This is a genomic window from Amycolatopsis sp. CB00013 (assembly GCF_001905755.1).
Classification (GTDB): domain Bacteria; phylum Actinomycetota; class Actinomycetes; order Mycobacteriales; family Pseudonocardiaceae; genus Amycolatopsis; species Amycolatopsis japonica.
Window position 1 is genome coordinate 1,088,503 of the sequence record NZ_LIWC01000003.1, and the last position, 20,277, is coordinate 1,108,779.

General features: G+C 70.3%; 21 protein-coding genes. 12 read left to right on the forward strand and 9 right to left on the reverse strand.

Annotation, left to right across the window (positions count from 1 at the left end):
- Positions 1-88 precede the first annotated feature (88 nt).
- From AMK34_RS24705 to AMK34_RS24715, 3 genes are read right to left on the reverse strand one after another with little or no spacing between them, the layout of a single operon-like run.
- On the reverse strand, positions 89-514 hold the full coding sequence (locus tag AMK34_RS24705) for a hypothetical protein (protein WP_038515692.1): 426 nt from the start codon (positions 512-514) through the stop codon (positions 89-91).
- Positions 514-1,071: an RNA polymerase sigma factor gene (locus AMK34_RS24710; RefSeq protein WP_038515690.1), complete on the reverse strand. Its 558-nt coding sequence runs from the start codon at positions 1,069-1,071 to the stop codon at positions 514-516. The genes AMK34_RS24705 and AMK34_RS24710 overlap by 1 nt, the downstream gene beginning before the upstream one ends.
- Entirely contained in the window at positions 1,068-1,814 is a 747-nt protein-coding gene (locus tag AMK34_RS24715; protein WP_073846928.1) for a pyrimidine reductase family protein, read from the reverse strand. Before AMK34_RS24715 ends, AMK34_RS24710 begins: the two co-directional genes overlap by 4 nt.
- A gap of 98 nt (positions 1,815-1,912) precedes the next feature.
- Between AMK34_RS24715 and zapE the strand changes: the two genes are divergently transcribed.
- Entirely contained in the window at positions 1,913-2,947 is a 1,035-nt protein-coding gene (zapE, locus tag AMK34_RS24720; RefSeq protein ID WP_037343841.1) for a cell division protein ZapE, read from the forward strand.
- On the opposite strand, the gene AMK34_RS24725 is transcribed toward zapE, so the two are convergent.
- Positions 2,901-3,509, reverse strand: coding sequence for a phosphatase PAP2 family protein (locus AMK34_RS24725; protein ID WP_073846929.1), 609 nt, complete (start codon positions 3,507-3,509; stop codon positions 2,901-2,903). The genes zapE and AMK34_RS24725 overlap by 47 nt on opposite strands.
- A 70-nt stretch (positions 3,510-3,579) precedes the next feature.
- Here AMK34_RS24725 and AMK34_RS24730 point away from each other — a divergent pair, with 70 nt between their 5' ends.
- Positions 3,580-4,455 (forward strand): FAD-dependent oxidoreductase, encoded by an 876-nt coding sequence (locus AMK34_RS24730; RefSeq protein WP_073846930.1) that lies wholly within the window; start codon positions 3,580-3,582, stop codon positions 4,453-4,455.
- Positions 4,456-4,851: 396 nt separating this feature from the next.
- Here the strand turns inward: AMK34_RS24730 and AMK34_RS24735 are convergent, their stop codons facing one another.
- The gene (locus tag AMK34_RS24735; protein WP_073846931.1) at positions 4,852-6,213 is read right to left on the reverse strand and encodes a DUF2252 domain-containing protein; all 1,362 of its coding nucleotides are present in this window, start codon (positions 6,211-6,213) and stop codon (positions 4,852-4,854) included.
- 31 nt (positions 6,214-6,244) lie between these two features.
- Positions 6,245-7,447, reverse strand: coding sequence for an ornithine--oxo-acid transaminase (gene rocD, locus AMK34_RS24740; RefSeq protein WP_037343845.1), 1,203 nt, complete (start codon positions 7,445-7,447; stop codon positions 6,245-6,247).
- A 156-nt stretch (positions 7,448-7,603) separates the two neighbouring features.
- On the opposite strand from rocD, the gene AMK34_RS24745 reads away from it, so the two are divergent.
- The 3 genes from AMK34_RS24745 to AMK34_RS24755 are packed head-to-tail and all read left to right on the forward strand — an operon-like array spanning position 7,604 to position 11,540.
- The gene (locus tag AMK34_RS24745) at positions 7,604-8,458 is read left to right on the forward strand and encodes a PPK2 family polyphosphate kinase (RefSeq protein ID WP_073846932.1); all 855 of its coding nucleotides are present in this window, start codon (positions 7,604-7,606) and stop codon (positions 8,456-8,458) included.
- Positions 8,459-8,478: 20 nt separating this feature from the next.
- The gene (locus AMK34_RS24750; RefSeq protein ID WP_073846933.1) at positions 8,479-10,593 is read left to right on the forward strand and encodes a S9 family peptidase; all 2,115 of its coding nucleotides are present in this window, start codon (positions 8,479-8,481) and stop codon (positions 10,591-10,593) included.
- Positions 10,590-11,540, forward strand: coding sequence for an LLM class F420-dependent oxidoreductase (locus AMK34_RS24755; RefSeq protein WP_073846934.1), 951 nt, complete (start codon positions 10,590-10,592; stop codon positions 11,538-11,540). The genes AMK34_RS24750 and AMK34_RS24755 overlap by 4 nt, the downstream gene beginning before the upstream one ends.
- Before the next feature lie 71 nt (positions 11,541-11,611).
- Here AMK34_RS24755 and AMK34_RS24760 read toward each other — a convergent pair whose 3' ends face one another.
- The gene (locus AMK34_RS24760; protein ID WP_073846935.1) at positions 11,612-12,688 is read right to left on the reverse strand and encodes an NAD(P)/FAD-dependent oxidoreductase; all 1,077 of its coding nucleotides are present in this window, start codon (positions 12,686-12,688) and stop codon (positions 11,612-11,614) included.
- An 86-nt stretch (positions 12,689-12,774) separates the two neighbouring features.
- Between AMK34_RS24760 and AMK34_RS24765 the strand changes: the two genes are divergently transcribed.
- Positions 12,775-13,200, forward strand: a complete 426-nt coding sequence (locus AMK34_RS24765) for a MarR family winged helix-turn-helix transcriptional regulator (RefSeq protein ID WP_073846936.1) — start codon at positions 12,775-12,777, stop codon at positions 13,198-13,200.
- A 1-nt stretch (position 13,201) separates the two neighbouring features.
- On the opposite strand, the gene crcB (AMK34_RS24770) is transcribed toward AMK34_RS24765, so the two are convergent.
- Both crcB (AMK34_RS24770) and crcB (AMK34_RS24775) read right to left on the reverse strand, forming a co-directional pair.
- Complete coding sequence (crcB, locus tag AMK34_RS24770; RefSeq protein WP_073846937.1) at positions 13,202-13,576, reverse strand: fluoride efflux transporter CrcB; 375 nt, start codon at positions 13,574-13,576, stop codon at positions 13,202-13,204.
- Entirely contained in the window at positions 13,573-13,983 is a 411-nt protein-coding gene (gene crcB / locus AMK34_RS24775; protein ID WP_073846938.1) for a fluoride efflux transporter CrcB, read from the reverse strand. Before crcB (AMK34_RS24775) ends, crcB (AMK34_RS24770) begins: the two co-directional genes overlap by 4 nt.
- Positions 13,984-14,154: 171 nt before the next feature.
- Between crcB (AMK34_RS24775) and AMK34_RS43775 the strand changes: the two genes are divergently transcribed.
- The 6 genes from AMK34_RS43775 to merB all read left to right on the forward strand — a co-directional run bounded on the left by AMK34_RS43775 (position 14,155) and on the right by merB (position 20,252).
- On the forward strand, positions 14,155-14,286 hold the full coding sequence (locus AMK34_RS43775) for a hypothetical protein (protein WP_005157133.1): 132 nt from the start codon (positions 14,155-14,157) through the stop codon (positions 14,284-14,286).
- Complete coding sequence (locus tag AMK34_RS24780) at positions 14,287-15,468, forward strand: cupin domain-containing protein (RefSeq protein ID WP_073846939.1); 1,182 nt, start codon at positions 14,287-14,289, stop codon at positions 15,466-15,468.
- An 85-nt stretch (positions 15,469-15,553) separates the two neighbouring features.
- Complete coding sequence (locus AMK34_RS24785) at positions 15,554-16,501, forward strand: sucrase ferredoxin (RefSeq protein ID WP_038515666.1); 948 nt, start codon at positions 15,554-15,556, stop codon at positions 16,499-16,501.
- A gap of 33 nt (positions 16,502-16,534) precedes the next feature.
- Positions 16,535-17,578 carry a hypothetical protein gene (locus tag AMK34_RS24790; protein ID WP_143202572.1) on the forward strand — a complete coding sequence of 348 codons (1,044 nt, stop codon included), beginning with the start codon at positions 16,535-16,537 and terminating at the stop codon, positions 17,576-17,578.
- 66 nt (positions 17,579-17,644) lie between these two features.
- Positions 17,645-19,552: an intein-containing Rv2578c family radical SAM protein gene (locus AMK34_RS24795; RefSeq protein WP_198941732.1), complete on the forward strand. Its 1,908-nt coding sequence runs from the start codon at positions 17,645-17,647 to the stop codon at positions 19,550-19,552.
- Positions 19,553-19,676: 124 nt separating this feature from the next.
- Positions 19,677-20,252: an organomercurial lyase gene (merB, locus tag AMK34_RS24800; protein WP_073846940.1), complete on the forward strand. Its 576-nt coding sequence runs from the start codon at positions 19,677-19,679 to the stop codon at positions 20,250-20,252.
- The last annotated feature ends 25 nt before the right edge of the window (positions 20,253-20,277 follow it).

Here is a 20,277-nt window from a genome sequence, read left to right on the forward strand (position 1 = left end):
CGGTCCCTACGCTCTCACCGACCAGGACACGCGCGCATGCCGAGTCGTCACGCGATGTCCCCCGGATGGGGTAATCAGTTGCGGGGGTTCAGTCCGGGTGGACGTCGACGACGTGGACGTTGATCGTGGGCGGGGCCGAACCGAGCTGGCCGGACAGCGCCGCGCCGACCCGGTGCCGCAACAGTTCCGCGACGCCGGCCTCGACGCCGAACCGGATCGTCACCAGCACCTGGAGCACGTCCTCTTCGAGCGCGACGGCCGAGACGTGGACCCCGCCGAGCTCGCGGCCGATCTCGGCGGCGAGGCTTCTGGTCATCAGCACCAGCGCCCGTTCCGACACCTGGGTCTTGCCGCCCGACGACGGTAAGTCGAGCGGCGCGGTGGTGTGCCCGCCGCGGACGCCGCCGACCGAACGGAGCACCCGTTCGACGAGTCCCGGCGGCGTCGGCACCGGACGGCTCGCGGCGGCGCGCACCTGCTGCCACCGGGGGTCGTCGCGCGGATCCTCGCTCATCACCGTTCCCCGGGTCGGAGGTTGTCGCCGAGTTTCGCCAGCAGCGCCACCCGTGCGCGGTGCAGGCGGGCGCGCAGAGCGGGCACGCTGACTTCCAGCACCTCGGCCACCTCGTCGTAGGTCAACCCTTCGAATTCTCGCAGAATCAGCGGGATCCGCTGGCCGACGTCGAGTTCGGCGATCGCGCGCAGCACCCTCCCGACCTGTTCGGCGCTCACCACGTACCCCTCCGGACCAGGCACGACGCCCGCGTCGCCCTCGTCGAGCGGCACCGTCGGTTTCCGTCGCCGGACCACGCCGAGCGCGCCGTTCGTCGTCACCCGGTAGAGCCAGGTCGACACCGCGGATTCGAACCGGAAGCCGGGCAAGGCGCGCCAGGCGGAGAGCCAGGCCTCCTGGACGACGTCCTCGGCCTCCGACGAACTGCCGGTGATCCGCAGCGCCACCCGGTACATTCTGGCCGTGTGCCGCCGGACCAGGATGTCGAAGGCACCGTGGTCCCCGGCGGCGGCCCGGGCCGCCAGTTCCTCGTCCGGAACCGGCGCGGCCTCGCTCACCCGCCCTCCCGGCGGCGATAACGCAACATGGTGAAGCCGTCTTCGAAGAGCACGGAAGCGAGGTCCATCCGCCGTGGTTCCGGGGACGGGCGGCCGTCGGCGATCCGGCGTTCGCCCGCGCCCGCCAGCAGCGGGGCGACGGTCAGGCACAGCTGGTCGACGAGGTCGGCCGCGATCAGGTCGGCGAACAGCGCCGGCCCGCCCTCGCAGTCGATCCGGCGCAGCCCGCGCTCGTCCAGCAGTGCGAGCGCGCGATGCAGGTCGACGTCTTCGGTCCCCGCGACGAGCACCTCGGCGCCCGCGCGTTCCAGCGCCGCCCAGGGCGCCTTCTCGGTGGTGATGACGATCGGTGGGACCTTCGTGTCGGTGAACAACGGGCCTTCGGGGTCGAGCTCACCCGAACGGGTCACGACCGCGATCGGCGGTACTTCGGACAGGCCGAGGGAGACGCGGCGGGCGGCGCGTTCGGGAGTGATCCGCGCGCCGCGGTAGCCCTCGGCGCGCGCCGTGCCGGCGCCGACCAGGATCACGTCGGAAAGCAGCCGTCCCATCAGGAAGATCCGCTTGTCGGCGGGGGAGGAGAGCCCTTCAGACAGCTCGTCGACCGCCACCGCGCCGTCCGCGGAGCTGACGAAGTTGACCTGGACCCAGGGACGGGCCAGGTCTTCCGGATACCCGTAGAGCCGTTCGAGGTCGCCGTCGGAGACGGGTTCCGCCGGTGTCGTTGGCCACAAAAGCTGCACACCGCCATCCCAGCACGCGCCCGACGGCACCGCTGAGCGGGGGATACGCCCGGTCAGGGAGAGTGAACCCGCGACGACGGTGCCGTTACCCTCGGCGAATGCCCGCCCGCCTGATCGATCGCCGTCCGGAGCTGTCCGCCGACGAGCTGATCACCGCGCTCGTCCCGCCGCCGAGGTTCGACGCGGTCCGGTTCTCCACCTACGTGCCCAATCCGGACGAGCCGAGCCAGGCACAGGCCGTCGTCGACTGCGGCGCGTTCGCGAAGCGCGTGGCGGAGGCCTCGAACCGGAAGCCGAAGTCGAAGCTGCGCGCGTTGTTCGGCGGCGGGGACGAGGCGCCGTCCGGGCCGATGGGGCTCTATCTCGACGGCGGATTCGGCGTCGGCAAGACGCACCTGCTCGCCTCGACGTGGCACGAGACGCCGTCGCCCAAGGCGTACGGGACGTTCGTGGAACTGACGCACCTCGTCGGCGCGCTGGGGTTCGCCGAGGCCGTGCGGCGGCTCTCGGAGCACCGGTTCCTGGCGATCGACGAGTTCGAACTCGACGACCCCGGCGACACCATGCTCGTCACGCGGCTGCTGCAGGAACTGATCTCGGCGGGGGTGTTCGTCGCGGCGACCTCCAACACGCTGCCGGACAAACTCGGCGAGGGCCGGTTCGCCGCCGCGGACTTCCTGCGCGAGATCCAGTCGCTGTCCGCCCGGTTCGGCGTCTGCCGCGTGGACGGTCCCGACTATCGCCACCGCGGCCTGCCGGACGCGCCGCCGCCCGCGAGCGCCGAGGAGCTGGAAGCCTCCGCCGCCGCGCATCCCGAGTCCACAGTGGACGATTTCGACGCGCTGTGCGACCACCTCGGCAAGCTGCACCCTTCGCGCTACGGAAGGCTTCTCGACGGCGTGACCCGGGTGCACCTGCGCGACATCCACCCGGTACCCGACCAGAACGTCGGACTGCGGCTGGTCGCCTTCGCCGACCGGCTCTACGACCGCGCGATCCCGCTGGTGGTCTCGGGCGAGCCGGTGCCTGAGCTGTTCACCGAGGAGATGGTGAACGGCGGCTACCGCAAGAAGTACCTGCGCGCCGTCAGCCGTCTGACGGCACTGGCGCGCGACGCCGTGCAGCCCAGGTGAGCAGGACCCACGTGGCGCACACGGTCGCGACGGCGAACAGCGTGCCGCCCACGACATCGGTCAGGTAGTGGTAGCCGAGGCCGATCATGCCGATCGTCACGCCGCAGAGCACCACCGCGCCCACCGTCGCGATGACCGCCTTGGCGACGCCGGGGCGGGCGAGCAGGACGAGCACGGTCAGCACCGCGACCAGCGCGACGGTATGCCCGCTGGGGTAGGCGAGGTAGGTGTACTTCCAGCGGTCGAAAAGCGGTTTGAGCGCCCAGGTGTTCGCGAGGATCGCGACGAGCGGGCCCACGATGGTCAGCACCGCTTCGAGCCTCCGCCCGCCGATCAGGCACAGGACGGCGGCGAGTACCGCGACCGGGATCAGCACGTAGGCCTCGGTCGGCAGCACCAGTAGCCGCAGCAGGTCGGTGTCGGGGCCGAAGGCGCGCTCCACCCAGCGCACGGCGAGTTCGTCCGGACCGGCGACACCTCCGCCGGAGACCAGCACCCCGAGCACGACCATGATCACGGCACACGTCACCGCGACCAGCCCGTATGGCGCTCTTCCGCTCATCCGGCGAGATTACGTGACGGGCGATCAGTCACCATGCAAGGACGGCTCGCGAGGACGAAGGGGGCTTTCGATGCGGATCAGTGTGGTCGGCGGCGGGGTGATCGGGCTGAGCTGCGCGCACCGGCTGGCGGGGGCCGGGCACGACGTCACGGTGCTCACCGACGCCGGTCCGGGGGAGACGACGTCGGCGGTCGCGGGTGGCGTGCTGTTCCCGCCGCTGGCGGCGAACTCCGACCGGGTCGACCGCTGGACCTCGACGAGCGTCGAGGAGTACCGCACCCTCGGTGCCCCCGGCGTCCGCATGCTCCGGGGGACGTACGTCGTCCCGCGTGAGGCGGCGCTGCCGTCGTGGGCACTGTCCATGCCCGGCCTCGACCACGAACCCGGACGGCTCACCTTCACCACCGCGCTGGTCGACACCCCGGTGTATCTCGCCTGGCTCGCCGGCGAGGTCGCCGCGCTGGGCGTGCGGACCGAGTTCCGCACCGTGTCGCGTTTGGACGACTTCGACGCGGATCTCGTGGTGAACGCCGCCGGGCTCGGCGGGGGACGGCTGGCGGGCGACGGCACGGTGGTGCCGGTCGGCGGCCAGGTCGTCCACCTCGCCGATCCGGGGCTGACCGAATGGATCGTCGACGGCTCGACGCCGGTGTTGCGGCACGTGATCCCGCACGGCCGCCACGTCGTCTGCGGTGGCACGCAGGAGCCCGGCCGCGATTCGGTCGAACCGGACCCCGGCGTGACCGCCGACATCGTGCGCCGGTGCCGGGAACTCGTGCCCGCGCTGGCCGACGCGCCCGTGCTGGGCGCGAAGGTCGGCTTGCGGCCGTTCCGGCCCGAAGTGCGACTGGAGCGGGACGGCCGCGTCGTGCACTGCTACGGACACGGCGGTGCGGGGATCACCGTCGCCTGGGGCTGCGCCGACGACGTCCTGGCCCTGGTCTGAGCCCGCATTCAGAGGACTAAATGCGGCCGACTCGGGTCCAGTACCCACCCGGTTCGAAGTCCGTGAAGGCCTCCTTGAGGGACTCTGGTTCCCTCAAGGAGGCCTTCACGGACTGGAAACACGGGGCGCGGCGTGAGCGAAGGCGTGACTCGCGTGATCAGGGACGTGACTCGCGTGATTGGCGGCCGCACTCGTGTGTTCCGCCGCTGATCACGCGAGTTCCGTCTTCGATCACGCGAGGGCGGCCGATCGGTCCAGGTGGTCGTGAGTGGCGATTCGGGTTAGAACCCTAATCGCCACTCACGACCCCCGTGAGGAGCCGCGCGAAGGTGCCGGATCGGTTTGGTCCCCGGCCGCCGACCTGCCGCATTTAGAGGACTAAACGCGGCAGGGGGGTCAGAGGGCGCGGAAGGCTTCGAAGTCCGCTTCGGTCTGGTCCGCGTACCGCATGGCGTAGGCGCCGATGGCCTCGTCGAGGTCTTCGTCGTCCTCGAAGTAGCCCGCCAGCATCCGCGGATGCAGTGACCGCGCGTGCGCCCGCGCCAGCAACGCGCCGGCCAGGCGGCCGTAGTCGTCGAGGTGGTCCTTCTTCAGCTCCGCCGGATCGATGTCGCCCTTGAGGTTCCGGAACTGCCGGACGATGTACGGCACGCCGTCGATGGTCGTCCAGCCGAGCAGGATGTCCGTTTCGGCCTGCACGAGCCGCGCGCCCTCGACGATCCGGCGGCCCTCGTGCTCGGGAGCGGGCAGGCCGAGGAACGGCGCGAGGGCCGACGGGTTGGCCTGTTTCACCTGCAGGACAAGGTCTTCGCCGGAGTTCCCGTGCAGGAGCGCGACGTAGCTGCGCAGCCCGACACTGCCGGTGCCGACCACCCGGAACGCCACATCGGACACCCGGTACCGCGAGATCAGCGTCCGCCGCGACTCGCGCAGGGTGTCCACATAGGACACCAGGCCGGTCACGACGGCCTCGGCGGTCGCGTCGTCGACGTGCGTGAGCACCGGCGGGTCTTCGACGAAGCGGTGCCGTTCGAGCCCGGTCTCGTGGTCGTCGATCCGCCTGGTCCACTTCGCGGTGACCTTGGCGCTGGTGTTCTTCCGCGCCTTCTCGGCCGCTTCCTCGAAGTCGTCGATCAGGTCGTGCGCGCGCACCTTGCTCAGCACCGACGCGTCCGGCAACGCGTTCCACGACCGCAGGAACGGCAGCTCCGCCAGCCCCCGGATGGTGCGCCGGTACGACTTCACCGCGTCTTCGGCGGCTTCACGGCAGCCCGATTCGCCGATGCCGCCCTCGCGACCGGCCAGGACGAGACTCGCGGCGAGCCGTTTGAGATCCCACTCCCACGGGCCCGGCACCGATTCGTCGAAGTCGTTGATGTCCATGACGATCTGGCCTTCGGGCGTGCCGTACAGCCCGAAGTTCGCGGCGTGCGCGTCGCCGCAGAGCTGCGCCGTCAGCCCGGACGCCGGCGAACCCGCCAGATCGGCGGCCATCAGCCCGGCGGCCCCGCGGTAGAAGGTGAACGGCGACGCGAGCATGCGCTCGCGCCGCAGTTCCACCAGCTCCGGCAGGCGGCCTTCGTTGCTCCGCGCGAAGAACTCCGCCACACTCGGCCGTCCTTCGCCCGCCGCCGCGTGATCGTGCGCGGACGTCGGCGCCTCGGCCCGCAGCGCCTTACCCCTCGCGGACCAGTCCTCCGGCGACACCGTCTCGGTGCCGACCAGCGGCCGCTCCACCCACTCCCGCTCTTCTCCCATGGACAGGCAACGTACAACCCGTCCGAAAGGTTCACCGCGTCTTGACGACCTCCGTGATCGCGTCGATACCGCGGTCGAGTTCCTCGCGGGAAATCACCAGCGGCGGCGCGATCCGCAGCGTGTGGTCGTGCGTCTCCTTGCACAGCACGCCGCGTTCGGCGAGCGCCGTCGACGCCTCGCGGCCGGTCGGCCCGCCGGGCGCGATGTCGATGCCCGCCCAGAGCCCGCGCCCGCGGACCTCGGCGAGCCCGTTCCCGACCAGTTCGCCGAGCCGCGAGTGCAGGTGGGCGCCCAGTTCTCGCGAGCGCTCCTGGAACTCGCCGGTCTTCAGCAGGCCGACCACGGCGCGGCCGATCGCGCACGCGACCGGGTTCCCACCGAAGGTGGAGCCGTGCTCACCCGGCCGCAGCACGCCGAGCACGTCCTTGCTCCCGACGACGGCCGAGACCGGCATGATGCCGCCGCCGAGCGCCTTGCCCAGCGTGTAGACGTCGGCGCGGACGCCCTCGTGGTCGAGCGCGAGGACGGTGCCGGTGCGGGCGAGACCGGACTGGATCTCGTCGGCGATCAGCAGGACGTTGTGCTCATCGCACAGCCGCCGCGCCTCGGCGAAGTAGCCGGCGGGCGGCACGATCACGCCCGCCTCGCCCTGCACCGGCTCCAGCAGGACCGCGGCGGTGCGCTCGGTGATGGCGTCGCGGAGCGCTTCGGCGTCGCCGTACTTGACCGTGACGAAGCCCGGCGTGAACGGGCCGAAGTCGGCGCGCGCGGTCTCGTCGGTGGAGAAGGACACGATGGTCGTCGTGCGGCCGTGGAAGTTGGAACCCGCGACGACGATCTCCGCGGTCCCGTCGGGGACGCCCTTGACCCGATACGCCCATTTCCGGGCGATCTTCACCGCGGATTCGACGGCTTCGGCGCCGGAGTTCATCGGCAGGGTCATCTCGGTACCGGTCAGCTCGGCGAGCTCCCGGCAGAACAGCCCGAGCTGGTCGTGGTGGAAGGCGCGCGAGGTCAGCGTCACCCGGCCGAACTGCTCGACCGCGGCGGCGATGAGCCCGGGGTGGCGGTGCCCGAAGTTCAGCGCCGAGTAGCCGGAGAGGAAGTCGAGGTAGGTCTTGCCCTCGACGTCGGTGACCGAGGCGCCTTCGGCGGTGGCGATCACCACGGGCAGGGGGTGGTAGTTGTGCGTGCTCCACTGCTCGTCGAGCGCGATGAAGTCGGCGGTCGTCATGCGTTCAGGTTAGATGCCCATCCGGCTGCTTTCATCCGGGAAACGTTGCTTTGACCCGTTGTTCGTTGCGTATCGACTCCATCGGGTGGCGAAATCGTGCATGGCCGTACTCGATCACCGGAGGCGCGGGACCCGGACCGCGGTTATCGTCGCCGGATGGCGAAAAAGGACACCGTCTCCGTCCGGGACACGCTGAGGATCGGCAAGGGCGGCGAGCGGCACGATCCGGGCTCGTTCCCGATCGGGCCGACCAAGAAGCCCAAGGGGCTCAAAGACCTCGCGGACGCCGGAAGCAGGCTCGCCGAACTGCAGGAGGCGTTGTACGCGGAGGGCGTCGGCGGCGGGAACCGCAGCCTCCTGCTGGTCCTGCAGGGGATGGACACCTCCGGCAAGGGTGGCACCGTCGGCCACGTCCTCGGCCTCGTCAACCCGATGGGCGTGCGGTACGCCGGGTTCAAGAAGCCGACCGCGGCCGAGGCCCGCCACCACTACCTGTGGCGGATCCGCAAACAGCTCCCCGTGCCGGGGCAGGTCGGCGTCTTCGACCGTTCGCACTACGAGGACATCCTGGTGCCGCGCGTCCAGAAGCTCGTCCCCGCCGCGGAGTGGCGCAAGCGCTACGCCGAGATCAACGCGTTCGAGAAGGAGCTGACCGAGGCCGGGACGACCATCGTGAAGGTCTTCCTCGACATCTCGCCGGAGGAGCAGCTGAAGCGGCTCAAGGCGAGGCTGGAGACCCCGGCGAAGTGGTGGAAGTACAACCCCGCCGATCTCGACGCGCGCGCCCAGTGGAGCGACTACCAGAAGGCCTACGCCGACATCTTCGCCAAGACCTCCACGGCGGTCGCGCCCTGGTACGCCGTCCCGGCCGACCGCAAGTGGTACCGCAACTGGCTGGTCGCGCGGCTGCTGATCGAGACGATCGAGGAGATGGACCCGAAGTTCCCGCCCGCCGACTTCGACCCCGAGACCGAACTGAAGAAGCTCGAAGGCGTTGGCGTCCGCACTTGATCGTCTGAAAGAGTGCGGACGTGACCGACAACAGCCTCGAAGATCTCCCGTTCCTCCGTCGCCAGGCCCGCACCCAGCGCTTCACCCTCGGCGCGCCCAAAGAGTTCAAGGTCGCCCCGGACGGCTCCCGCATCCTGTTCCTGCGGACCGAGTCCGGGACCGACCCGCGGCACAGCCTGTGGTCGTTCGACGTCGCGTCGGGCGAGGAGACGAAGCTGGTCGACGCGGCCGAGCTGCTGCCCGGTGAAGAGGACCTGCCGCCGGAGGAGCGTGCCCGCCGCGAGCGCAGCCGGGAGACCGGCGGCGGCGTGGTCGGCTACGCGGTCGACGACGCCTTCACCGTCGCCGCGTTCTCGCTCTCGGGCAAGCTCCACACCCTCGACCTGGCGACCGGCGAGGTCGCGGTCCTGGTCGACGGTTCGGTCGTCGACCCGCGGCCCAGCCCGGACGGCACGCACGTCGCCTACGTCCGCGACCGGCGCCTTCGGGTGATCGACCGGGCGACCGGCGAGGACCGCGTGCTCGTGGAGGAGGCGGGCGACGACATCGCCTGGGGGCTCGCGGAGTTCATCGCGGCCGAGGAGATGGGCCGCACCCGCGGCTACTGGTGGTCGCCGGACGGGAAGAGCCTGCTCGCCGAGCGGTCCGACCGGGCGGCCGTGCCGCGCTGGACGATCGCCGACCCGGCCAACCCGCAGTCGGCGGCCAACGTCGTCGCGTATCCGGCCGCGGGCACCACGAACGCGGACGTGACGCTGGCGATCCTCGGCCTCGACGGCTCCCGCGTCGACGTCGAGAAGACCGATTGGGAGTACCTGGCCGCGGTGCACTGGTCCGCCGCGGGCAGGCCGTTGCTGTCGGTCCAGTCGCGTGACCAGCGGGAACTCCAGATCCAGGCGGTCGATCCGGCGACCGGTTCCGTCGAGGTGCTGCACACCGAAACCGACGAGCACTGGGTCGAGCTCGCCGCGGGTGTCCCGGCGTGGACCGCCGACGGCCGTCTGGTGCGCGAGAGCGCCGCCGACGGCGACCACCGGCTGGTCGTGGACGGCGTGGCCGTCACCCCGCCGGGACTGCAGGTGCGCTCGATCCTGCACGTCGGCGACGAGGTGCTGTTCAGTGCCTCGGAGGCCGACCCGACGCAGATCCACGTCTTCCGCACCGAGGGCGGCGAGCTCCGTCGTCTGTCCACTGAGGACGGTGTGCACGTCGGTTCCGGCAACGCTTCGCTGACCGTGCTCTCGTCGTGGAGCCTGGAGCGCAGCGGCCCGGTGGTGACCGTGGTGTCCGGCGAGAAGACGGTGGCACGGATCGGTTCCTACACCGTCGACCCCGACGTCGTGCCGAACCTGACCTGGCTGACGCTGGGGGAGCGGGGCCTGCGCGCCGCGCTGGTGCTGCCGACCGGGTACGAGGAGAGCGAGGGCAAGCTCCCGGTGCTGCTCGACCCGTACGGCGGCCCGCACGCCCAGCGTGTCCTGCAGACCCGCAACGCGTTCCTGACCCCGCAGTGGCTGGCGGACCAGGGTTTCGCGGTGCTGGTCGCCGACGGGCGCGGGACACCCGGCCGGGGTTCGGCCTGGGAGAAGGAGATCGCGGGCAAACTCGCCGACGTCACCCTCGCCGACCAGGTCGACGCGCTGCACGCGGCGGCCGCGCTCCATCCGGAACTGGACCTGGAACGGGTCGCGATCCGCGGCTGGTCCTACGGCGGTTACCTGTCCGCGCTGGCCGTGCTGCGGCGGCCCGACGTCTTCCACGCCGGTGTCGCGGGCGCCCCGGTGACCGACTGGTCGCTGTACGACACGCACTACACCGAGCGCTATCTCGGGCTGCCGCAGGAAGAAACGGCTTCGTACGAGCACAACTCGCTGATCGCCGGCGCCGGTGACCTCTCGCGGGCGCTGCTGATCGTGCACGGGCTGGCCGACGACAACGTTTTCGTCGCCCACTCGTTGCGCCTGTCGTCGGCCTTGCTGGCCAAGGGACGCGCGCACGTGTTCCTGCCGCTGGCCGGCGCGACGCATATGACGCCGCAGGCCGAAGAGGTCGCGGAGAACCTGATGCGCACGCAGGTGGACTGGATCGTGCGTGAGCTGTCCGGTGCCGCGGTCAAGAGCGAGGAGAACGCATGAAACGGTGGGGCATCACCATTCCGCTGACCGGGGTGCCGCTCGCGGCGCACGAGGAGATGGTGCGGGAACTGCCGGATCTCGGCTACACCGACGCGTGGTCGGCCGAGACGGCGGGCCACGACGCCTTCACGCCGCTGGTGCTGGCTTCGCAGTGGGCGCCGCAGTTGCGGCTGGGCACCGCGATCGTGCCGGTGTACACGCGCGGGCCCGGGCTGCTGGCGATGAGCGCGGCGACCGTCGCGGAACTGGCGCCCGGCCGGTTCGTGCTCGGCATCGGCGCGTCGTCGCCGGTGATCGTGAAGAACTGGAACGCCGCCGAGTTCGAGGCGCCGTTCGCGCGCTCGCGGGACACCCTGCGGTTCCTGCGTTCCGCGCTGGCGGGGGAGAAGGTCACCGAGCAGTACGAGTCGTTCTCCGTCAGCAAGTTCCGGCTGGAGCGGCCCGCCGACCCGCCGCCGTCGATCATGCTCGCCGCGCTGCGGCCGGGCATGCTGCGGCTGGCGGCGAAGGAGGCCGACGGCGCCATCACCAACTGGCTCGCCGCCTCCGACGTGCCGAAGGTGCGCGCGGAAATCGGGCCGGACGTCGAACTGGCGGCGCGGATCTTCGTCTGCCCCACCGAAGACAAGAACGCCGCTCGCGGGCTCGGCCGGATGCTCATTTCGAGCTACCTGACCGTGCCGGTGTACGCCGCGTTCCACGAATGGCTCGGCCGCGGTGAGGCGCTCGCGCCGATGCACGAGGCGTGGGCGGCGGGCGACCGGCAGAAGGCGAACCAGGTCATCCCGGACGAGGTCGTCGACGACCTGATCGTCCACGGCAGCCTCGAATCCTGCCGCGAGCAGGTGCAGTCCTATGTGGACAACGGGTTGACGACGCCGATCATCGCGTTGCTGCCGACGGGTGAGGACCCGTTCGCGCACGTGCGGGGTCTCGCTCCGCGCTGACGCGTGTCATGAAAGGGTCGTTCAGGACATCTTTTGTCCTGAACGACCCTTTCATGACATCCGGGGACGGCTCAGGCGACGTTGAACAGCTCGTCGTACCGCGACGCCATCATGTGCGCCCCCTTGATCTCCGACGTCGTCGCCGCGTCCAGGACGCCGACCTCCTCGGCGTAGGTCGCGCCCCCGGAAGGCCCGAGCGGCAACGAGATCATCGGCCCGCCCGGTGTGTGCGTGCGCAGTTCGCCGCCTTCGATCAGCGCCCGGATGTTGGCCACGACGACCTCCGCGTGGTCACCGGCCACCTTCGCCAGCTTCCCCTCCGGCAGCGCGGTGATGTCGCCGAGCGCGAACACGCGGGGCTGCCCCGGCAGACGCAGTTCGGACGTCACCTCGACCTGCCCGTTCGCCTGCCGCGCGGCGGCCAGTTCGCCGTCGAGGTACGCGGTGTGCGGCGCGCCGCCGTAGCACTGGAACCACAGGTCGGCGGTCACCTCGCCACCGCCGGTGAGTCCCGAGGTGAACGTCTTGGCCTGCCCCGGTTCCGAGACGGGGGCCTCGGTCAGTGAAGTGCCGAGCAGGAGTTCGATGCCCAGATCGTCGAGCTGACGGCGGATCTCGGCGCGGAACTCGTCCGGGAAACCGGCCAGGATCTCCTTCGCCGGGTCGACGATCGTCACCGTCTTCTCCGGCCACACCGCCTTGATCTCGCCCGCCAGTTCGAGGCCCACCGGGCCCGCGCCGAGCAGCAGCACCTTCCCCGCTCCCGCGAGTTCCTCCCGGGTGGCGCGGATCTTCGCCTTCGCCGAAGCGCTGTCGTGGAAATCGATCTTCGCCGGGAACGGGTACGCCGAACCGGTCGCCAGCACGACGAAGTCCGGCACGAGCCGCTCACCCGACGCGAGCGTGACGCCGCCCTGGTCCACGCTCACCGCGCGGTCGCGCAGCACCCGTCCTCGCTCGAGAAGCCCGGCGTACGGGTAGAAGAGCCGATCCGTCCACTCGGGATCGACGAGCCCGCGCAACGCGGCGACGTGGTGGACGAAGTCCTCGCGCGGCTCGACGAGCACGACGTCGGCGAACGAGTCCAGCTCCTTGGCGACGGTCGTGCCGCCGTATCCCCCGCCGATGACGGCCACGGTCGTGGTCATGAGATCCCCTAGTTCGTAGTGCGTAATGTTGGTACTGCGAACTACAGTAGTTCGTACTCCGAACGATCGTCAAGTAGACTTCGGTCATGACCACGGCCGAAGACCTCGGATTCGCGACCGCGCTGGTGCGGCTTTCGCATCTCGTGCAGCGGGCTTTCATCGACGTCGGCCGGTCTCACGACCTCACGCCGCAGCAGGCGCAGCTGCTCTGCGTGCTGGCACAGGGGGAGTCGGGGGTCGGGATGACCGACCTCGGCAAGATGCTGAATCTCGAGAAGTCCAGCGTCACCGGTCTGGTGGACCGCGTGCAGCGGCGCGCGCTCGTCGAGCGGGTCGCGGATTCCGGCGACCGCCGCGCGCTGAAGATCACGCTGACCGAAGAAGGGCTCCGGCTCGCGAACGCCGCCCACGAAGGCGTCGTCGCGAAGCTGGAGGAGATGGCCGCCGACCTCCCGGCCGAACAGCGTGAGGCGATCGCCGCGGCCGCGTGGCGGATGGCGCCCGAAGACTGAGTCAGCGCCAGATCGCGGACGCGATCAGGAGCCCGATCGCCGCGGCGCCGATCCCGGCGGCCATCGTGACGCCGACGTACAGCACGGCGCGTGCTCGCCGCTTTCCGGTGAACAGCAGCAGGGTTTCGTACCCGAACGTCGAGAACGTCGTGAGCCCGCCGCAGAAACCGACGGCCAGCAGTGCGCGGACCGCGTCCGGCTGCCCGCCGTGCAGTGCCCAGCCGGTCAGCACGCCGAGGATCGCCGAGCCGACGACGTTCACCGTGAGCGTGCCCCACGGGAACGCGGATTTCCGCCAGGCCTGGACGCGCCGGTCGGTCAGGAATCGCAGGATCGCGCCGAGGCCGCCGCCGAGCGCGACCAACAGAACGGTCATTTCCGCACCGCGCGGGTGATCTCGTGTCCGGCGTAGACGGCTACCAGTGCGGCGGCCACCGTGGCGAACGCGTACGCCAACCCGGTGAACGGACGTCCCGCCGTCACAAGATCGAGTGTGTCCGTCGCATAGGTCGAAAACGTGGTGTAGCCGCCCAGGATCCCGACCCCGAGGAACGGCCGTAGCAGTCTGTGCGGTTTCTTAGCCGCGGTCAGCAGCGCCATCAGGACACCGATCAGCAGACAGCCGGAAACGTTGGTGGCAAAGGTGGAAAGCGGGAACCGGCCGGGGGAGTGGGGGATCGCGACGGAGAGGCCGTAGCGGGCGAGACTGCCGAGCGCGCCACCCGCTCCGATGGCCGCGAACGCGTCCCATCGCGGGCGGGGGACGGATGCCGGTTCAGCCATGAATGCCAGCTTAGAACCGCTGTCCGGGTGAACCGGCGCCACGGTGTCGAAGATCGCTCACAAGGCCGTTTTTCCCTGCTGGACAGTGAATTTTCCCGAAACGTGTCGTAGGCTTGGCGGCGCTCCAGGCCGATTTTCGGTCCGTCCGCTCGTCTAGAAAAAGGTGGCAGGATGGCACAGGAACAGTCAGGTACGCAGGCTCCCGACAGCGGTTTGCTGCTGGAGGTCGAGAAGATCCCGACCGCGGTCGACCGCGGGAAGGCCAACGGCGCGGCCGCCGACAACGACGGCAACGACGGCTGAGTGCCCGAAACGCCGACGCTGGCTGACCTCGTGGCTCCGCTCGGGGTCAGCCAGTTCTTCCAAGACGTCCAGGGCGAGACCTACCGCCGTTTCGAAGGCCGCGCGGGCCGGTTCGCCGACCTGCTGCCATGGCCGGCGCTGAACGCGATCCTCCGGCAGCACCGCCTGGAGTTCCCGCGGTTGCGCCTCGCGCTCGATGGCACCCCGGTGCCCATGGAGAGCTACACCGATCTCGTCCCCACCCGCCGCAGTGGCACCGTCCCCCGCCTGCAGGCCGCTCCCTTCACGGAGCATCTCCGCGGCGGCGCGACGATGGTGCTCGACGCCATCCAGGAACTCAGCGACCCGATCGGCGATCTCGCCAGGAGCCTCGAACACGACCTCCGCGAGAGCGTCCAGGTCAACCTGTACGCCGGCTGGGGCGTGACCCACGGTTTCGACGTGCACTGGGACGACCACGACGCGTTCATCATCCAGGTCGCCGGCCGCAAACGCTGGCGGATGCACGGCCCGACCAGGCCCGCCCCGCTGCATCGCGACGTCGAGCAGCCCGAGCGGCCGGGGGAGCCGATCGACGACTTCGTCCTCGAAGACGGCGACGTCCTCTACGTCCCGCGCGGGCATTGGCACGACGTCACCGCGGTGGGGGAGATGTCGCTGCATCTCACGCTCGGCTTCAGCCCGGCGACGGGGATCGACCTCGTCTCGTGGCTCGCCGACAAGCTGCGGGCGAGCACCGCGTTCCGGCAGGACCTCCCGCGGTTCGGGACGGCCGGGGAGCGCGCGGCCCGCGCCGCGGCCCTGCGCGCGGAACTGGAAGCCGCGCTGACCACCGACGTCGTCGACAGATTCCTCGCCGAACGCGACTCGGCGGCCCCGGCGCATCCGCGCGTCGGCCTGCCCTGGGCGGCGACCCCCGGCCTGTTGCCGGACGGCGACGAGACCGAGGTCCGGTTCCTCGTCCCGAGGGCGGTGCTCGAAGAAGGTGACGGCCGGGTGACCCTGCTCGCGGACGGGAAGCGGTTCGTCTTCGCGAGCGCCGCGACCCCGCTGCTGAAGGCGCTGCTCGACGGCTCGCCGCAGGCGGTCAAGCGACTCGCCGAGCTGTCCGAACTCGATCGGGGGACGGTGCGGGCCTTCCTCGGCGAGCTCACCACGCAGGGATTGCTCTCGATCGGCTGAAGGTCACAGGAGGCGAGAAGTGTGAAGGGAGCCCGGACGGGGTAAGCTAAGGCATGCCTAAGGTGAGGTCCGGAGGGGTCAGCCGATGACCGCTCAGCTCTCGGACACGGAAGCGCCGCCCGCCGCGTTGCCGGGCTGCGCGACCGTCGCGCGCATGCTCGGGGCGAGCCCCGCCGGCACCGCGGCGGACATGCGGTGCTGGCTGCTCATCGAACAGCCGGGCCCCTGGCCCGCGGACGCGCTGGAAAACGTCCTCGACGAGGCCTTCCCCGCCGAGCGGCGTGAGCTGCTCGAGAACTTGAGACGGTCGCACGGGCTCCGTCCGCTGCTCATCCGCCGTCCCGGCAAACATCAGCGTGACCCGGATCGCCCCCGTTCCGTGTACGTCGGCGGAGGCGAGCCGGGCAACCGCTGGCTGGAACGCCTCGAAATCCACGACCTGGGCGAACTGGCCACGCTGGACCTCGAAGCCGTCGCGGAAGGCGCCGGTGGGCTCGGCACCCGCGTGGACGGGCCGCTGTTCCTCGTCTGCACTCACGGCACCAAGGACATGTGCTGCGCGGTGCTCGGCCGCCCGCTGGCCTCGGCGCTCAACACCAACCATCCCGGCCGGTCCTGGGAGGTCAGCCACGTCGGCGGCGATCGCTGGGCGGGCAACCTGCTGGTGGTCCCCGACGGTTTCCTGCACGGCCAGCTCAACCCGGCCGAAGCGGGGCTGGTCGCCAAGGCCGCGCTGCGCGGTCAGGTCGAACCGGAGCAGCTTCGCGGCCGGACGTCCGCCCGGACGGCGTGGGCGCAGTTCGCGGAGATCGCGCTCCGGCGGCGGCTGGATCTCCCCGGCCTGGACGACGTGCTCGCCGTCCAGGAGGAGCCGCTGCTCGAATCCGACGCGCGGGTCGTGACCGTACGCGGCGGCGAGGACTTCTACTCGGTGACGGTGCGGCGGCGTTCGGCGGCGCCGCGCGGGGAGAGCCGGTGCGCGGGGTTGATCCAGCCCGCCGGATACGTGGCCGACGAGATCACGAAGCTCTGACAGGGCGAGATTTTCGCCCGATAGGGTGTTGTGGTGAAGCTCTTCGGCAGACGTGCGCCGCGGCCCGAGCCCGAACGTCGCACGCTGATCCTCGATCACTGTTACGACGACCTCGCGCTCGACGCGGCGCTCGATGGGCTGCGCGAAGGTGACCTTCGCGCAGCGCGAACCGTACTGGCTGAATCTCGCGAGGACGCCGAGACCCGCGGCCTGCGGCTGGATCAACTGTCGAAGGGCCTGGTCGGGCACGCCGACGAGATCGCGGAACTCGCCCGGCAGCAGGACGAGCCGGAGCTGTGGCTGATGGCTGGCGCGACGTATCTCGACGAGGCGATGGCGATCCGCGGCACCGGCTGGGCCGAAGGCGTCGGCCAGGAACGCTTCAAGATGGTGCATCAGATCGGCGCCAAAGCGATCGGTCCGCTGCACCGCGCCGCCGAACTGATGCCGGACGACTCGACGCCCTGGGTCAATCTGATGTCCGCGGCGCTCGTCCTCAGCGCGCCCCGCGACCAACGGGACGAGGTGTGGCGGGAAGCCGTCCGGCGGAGCCCTGCTCATTTCTCCGCGCATATGATCCGGCTTCAGACGCTGGCACCGAAGTGGGGCGGCACCGAGCAGGAAATGCTGACGTTCGCCCTCGAAACCGCGCGCGCCGCGCCGCCAGGCGACCCGCTGACCGCGATCCAGCCCGCCGCCTGCTTCGAGGTCTACCTGATGGCGTCGAGGCAGCTGGACGACGACCGCCTCGACGAATTCGAGAAGCTCTACTTTTCCAGTGAGCGTATGCAGGCGACGCTGATGGCCGCGTCGGACCGCTGGCTCGCCGAGGAGAAGCCGCACCCGCGTGGTCTGCAGGCGCACCACTACTTCGCGGCCGCGTTCGCCTGCGGCGGCAACGCCGAGCGGGCCTTCCTGCATCTGCTCGGCACCAGGGACCGGTTCTACCAGCGGCCGTGGGCCTATCTCGACGGAAGTGATCCGGAGGGCGTCTATCACCGGATGGTGGGCCGCTACTGGCCCTCGAACCTCCACCTGCAATCACCGATGGACCTCAGCCCGGTTTTTCCGGCCTGAGACCCGCTTCACCCTCGTTCGAACATACGTTTGACACCTGTCTAGAACATGTGTTCGACTGGCGGGGTGCGATGGGATCGACAGCGGGCGGACGGCGGCGAGCCGGTACTGCCCGGATTGGACGGGCTGCTGCGTTCGGTGCGCACGCCCGAGTTCGACGGCGTCACCTTTCACGAGGTGCACGCCAAATCCGTGCTGAACAAGGTGCCCGAGGGCTCGGGTGTCCCGTTCGGATGGACGGTGAACCCGTACCGTGGTTGTTCTCACGCGTGTACGTACTGCCTCGAGGGCGGCACGCCGGTCCTGATGGTCGACGGCCGGACGAAGCCGCTCGCGGAACTGGCTCCCGGCGACGCGATCTACGGGACGCGCGGGCGTGGCGCGGGGCGCCGTCTGGTGCCGACGAAGGTCCTCGCGCACTGGTCGACGCTGAAACCGGCGTACCGCCTGTCCCTCGACGACGGAACGTCCATCGTGGCCAGTGGCGATCACCGGTTCCTGACCGGTCGCGGCTGGAAACACGTCACCGGCACCCGGTTCGGCGCGGCGCAGCGGCCGCATCTGGTCGGCGGCACCGAACTCGTCGGCGTCGGGCGGCTCGCGCGCACCCCGGACGACACCCTGGGCTACCGCGCCGGATACCTGTGCGGGATGTTGCGCTCCGGCGGGTTCTCGGCCGAGAAGGACGCCGCGGACCGCGCGCTTCGCTACCTGCCGGATTTCGGTGCGTCGGTCGGTTTCGTGCAGGTGCCCCCGTCGCCGGATTCCCATTGGCTGCGCGGATTCCTGGCCGGGTTGTTCGATCTCGCCGGGAGCTACCGGCATGGCGCGTTGCGCGTCACCCATGACGAACAGGACATCGTCTCGACCTTCTGTTCCGCGCTGGGGAACTTCGGCTTCCGTTACGTCAGAAGTGAAAACGCCAAGTTCCGTCCGCTGTGGACGGTGCAGATCCTCGGCGGGCCTTCGGAGGAGGTGCGGTTCTTCCATCTCGCCGACCCCGCCGTCGGCTGGAAACGATCGCTCGACGGCCTCCCCATCGGCCGGACGAGACGGAAGGTGACGTCCATCGAGCCACTGGGCATCGAGTTGCCGTTGTTCGACATCACCACCGGCACCGGCGACTTCATCGCCGACGGCATGGTCACGCACAACTGTTTCGCCAGGAACACCCACACGTACCTCGACTTCGACGCCGGACGCGATTTCGACACGCAGGTGATCGTGAAGGTCAACGCACCCGAGGTGCTGGCCGCGCAGCTGCGGCGGCCGAGCTGGACACGCGAGCACGTCGCGATGGGCACGAACACCGATCCCTACCAACGCGCCGAAGGCCGGTACAAGCTGATGCCGCGCATCATCACCGCGCTGGCCGATTCGGGCACGCCGCTGTCGATCCTGACCAAGGGCACCGTGCTGGCGAGGGATCTCCCGTTGCTGGAATCGGTGTCGAAGGATGTGCCCGCCGGGCTGGCGATCTCGCTCGCGCTGCTGGACGAGGAGCTCCAGCATCGTCTGGAGCCGGGGACGCCGAGCCCGCGGGCGAGGCTCGACCTGATCCGCAAGGCGCGCGACGCCGGGTTGCCGTGTTCGGTGCTCGTCGCCCCCGTGCTGCCGTACCTGACCGACTCGGTGGCCGCGCTCGACGCCCTGTTCTCGCGGCTGGCCGAGGCGGGCGCCACGCGGGTCACCGTCCTTCCGTTGCACCTGCGGCCGGGCGCGCGGGAATGGTTCGCGCGCTGGCTCGGCCGGGAACATCCGGAGCTGGTGCCGAAATACCGCGAGCTGTACTCGCGCGGCGCGTATCTCCCGAAGTCCTATCGGGAGCGGCTCGGCGCCAGGGTCGGTCCGTTGTTGCGCCGTCACGGCTTCGGTTCCCGTGCGGACGACGGGGAACGGATGCAGGTGACGATGCCCGTGCAGCGGGCGGGGGAGGCGGTGGTGCCTCCGGCTGAGCAGCTCAAACTGCTGTAGCGCCACTTTCGCCTCGGGTGGCCGAAAGTCTTACCGCACAACGGATTCGGCCGTTCGGCGCAGTGGCTTGGCGGAAATCCCTTTCGTGCCTAATCTCAAGGGGACGAAGGCGAGGAGGTGCCTGTTGACCACCCGTACTGATCGCACCGCCGCTGTCCGCATCGCCTGGGCCGCGACCAAGCTGACCAGAGCGGGCAGACACCCCATCGCCATCGGAAGACTCGCCGCCACCGTCGGCATGGACCCTGCCGAAGCCCACCGTTTGATGGACCTGATGGGCTTCGTCATCCGCGACGGGCTGGTCGTGATGGACCGGGGTTCGCGCCCGGCCGGACGGGCGGGCTCCGACCGGTACCGGGTCGACCTGTTCCTCCTGGCCGTCGCCACCGGTGAACCCGTGCACGCGGACGCGGTCTGCCCGGCGACCGGAGCACGCGTCCGTGTCCACTTCACCCGCGAGAGGGTCTTGAGCGTCGACCCGCCGCACGCCGTGGTCGCCGCGTCACGTCTGTCCGGGATCGACCTCTCCCTCGGCCAGGACTACGTCGAGGCGCTGGTCTGCACGGAGTTCTTCGCGTCGCAGGAGGCGGCCTCGGGCTGGCTGCTGGAGAACATCGACGGCCGGGTCCTGTCCGTGCCCGGCTATCTGGCGCATACGCGGCGGATGGTCGCCGCGCTGGAGGCCTGGCCGACGATCTGAGGAACCGTCGGGTTTGTACCTGGTC

Excerpts from the sequence above, each read along its gene's own strand:
- AMK34_RS24765 (WP_073846936.1), top strand. The coding sequence starts at position 12,775 with ATGACCACGGCCGAAGACCTCGGATTCGCGACCGCGCTGGTGCGGCTT.
- rocD (WP_037343845.1), bottom strand. The coding sequence starts at position 7,447 with ATGACGACCGCCGACTTCATCGCGCTCGACGAGCAGTGGAGCACGCAC.
- AMK34_RS24745 (WP_073846932.1), top strand. The coding sequence starts at position 7,604 with ATGGCGAAAAAGGACACCGTCTCCGTCCGGGACACGCTGAGGATCGGC.
- AMK34_RS24785 (WP_038515666.1), top strand. The coding sequence starts at position 15,554 with ATGACCGCTCAGCTCTCGGACACGGAAGCGCCGCCCGCCGCGTTGCCG.
- AMK34_RS24730 (WP_073846930.1), top strand. The coding sequence starts at position 3,580 with ATGCGGATCAGTGTGGTCGGCGGCGGGGTGATCGGGCTGAGCTGCGCG.
- crcB (WP_073846937.1), bottom strand. The coding sequence starts at position 13,576 with ATGACCGTTCTGTTGGTCGCGCTCGGCGGCGGCCTCGGCGCGATCCTG.
- AMK34_RS24725 (WP_073846929.1), bottom strand. The coding sequence starts at position 3,509 with ATGAGCGGAAGAGCGCCATACGGGCTGGTCGCGGTGACGTGTGCCGTG.
- AMK34_RS24755 (WP_073846934.1), top strand. The coding sequence starts at position 10,590 with ATGAAACGGTGGGGCATCACCATTCCGCTGACCGGGGTGCCGCTCGCG.
- AMK34_RS24760 (WP_073846935.1), bottom strand. The coding sequence starts at position 12,688 with ATGACCACGACCGTGGCCGTCATCGGCGGGGGATACGGCGGCACGACC.
- zapE (WP_037343841.1), top strand. The coding sequence starts at position 1,913 with ATGCCCGCCCGCCTGATCGATCGCCGTCCGGAGCTGTCCGCCGACGAG.
- AMK34_RS24735 (WP_073846931.1), bottom strand. The coding sequence starts at position 6,213 with ATGGGAGAAGAGCGGGAGTGGGTGGAGCGGCCGCTGGTCGGCACCGAG.
- AMK34_RS43775 (WP_005157133.1), top strand. The coding sequence starts at position 14,155 with ATGGCACAGGAACAGTCAGGTACGCAGGCTCCCGACAGCGGTTTGCTG.
- crcB (WP_073846938.1), bottom strand. The coding sequence starts at position 13,983 with ATGGCTGAACCGGCATCCGTCCCCCGCCCGCGATGGGACGCGTTCGCG.
- AMK34_RS24705 (WP_038515692.1), bottom strand. The coding sequence starts at position 514 with ATGAGCGAGGATCCGCGCGACGACCCCCGGTGGCAGCAGGTGCGCGCC.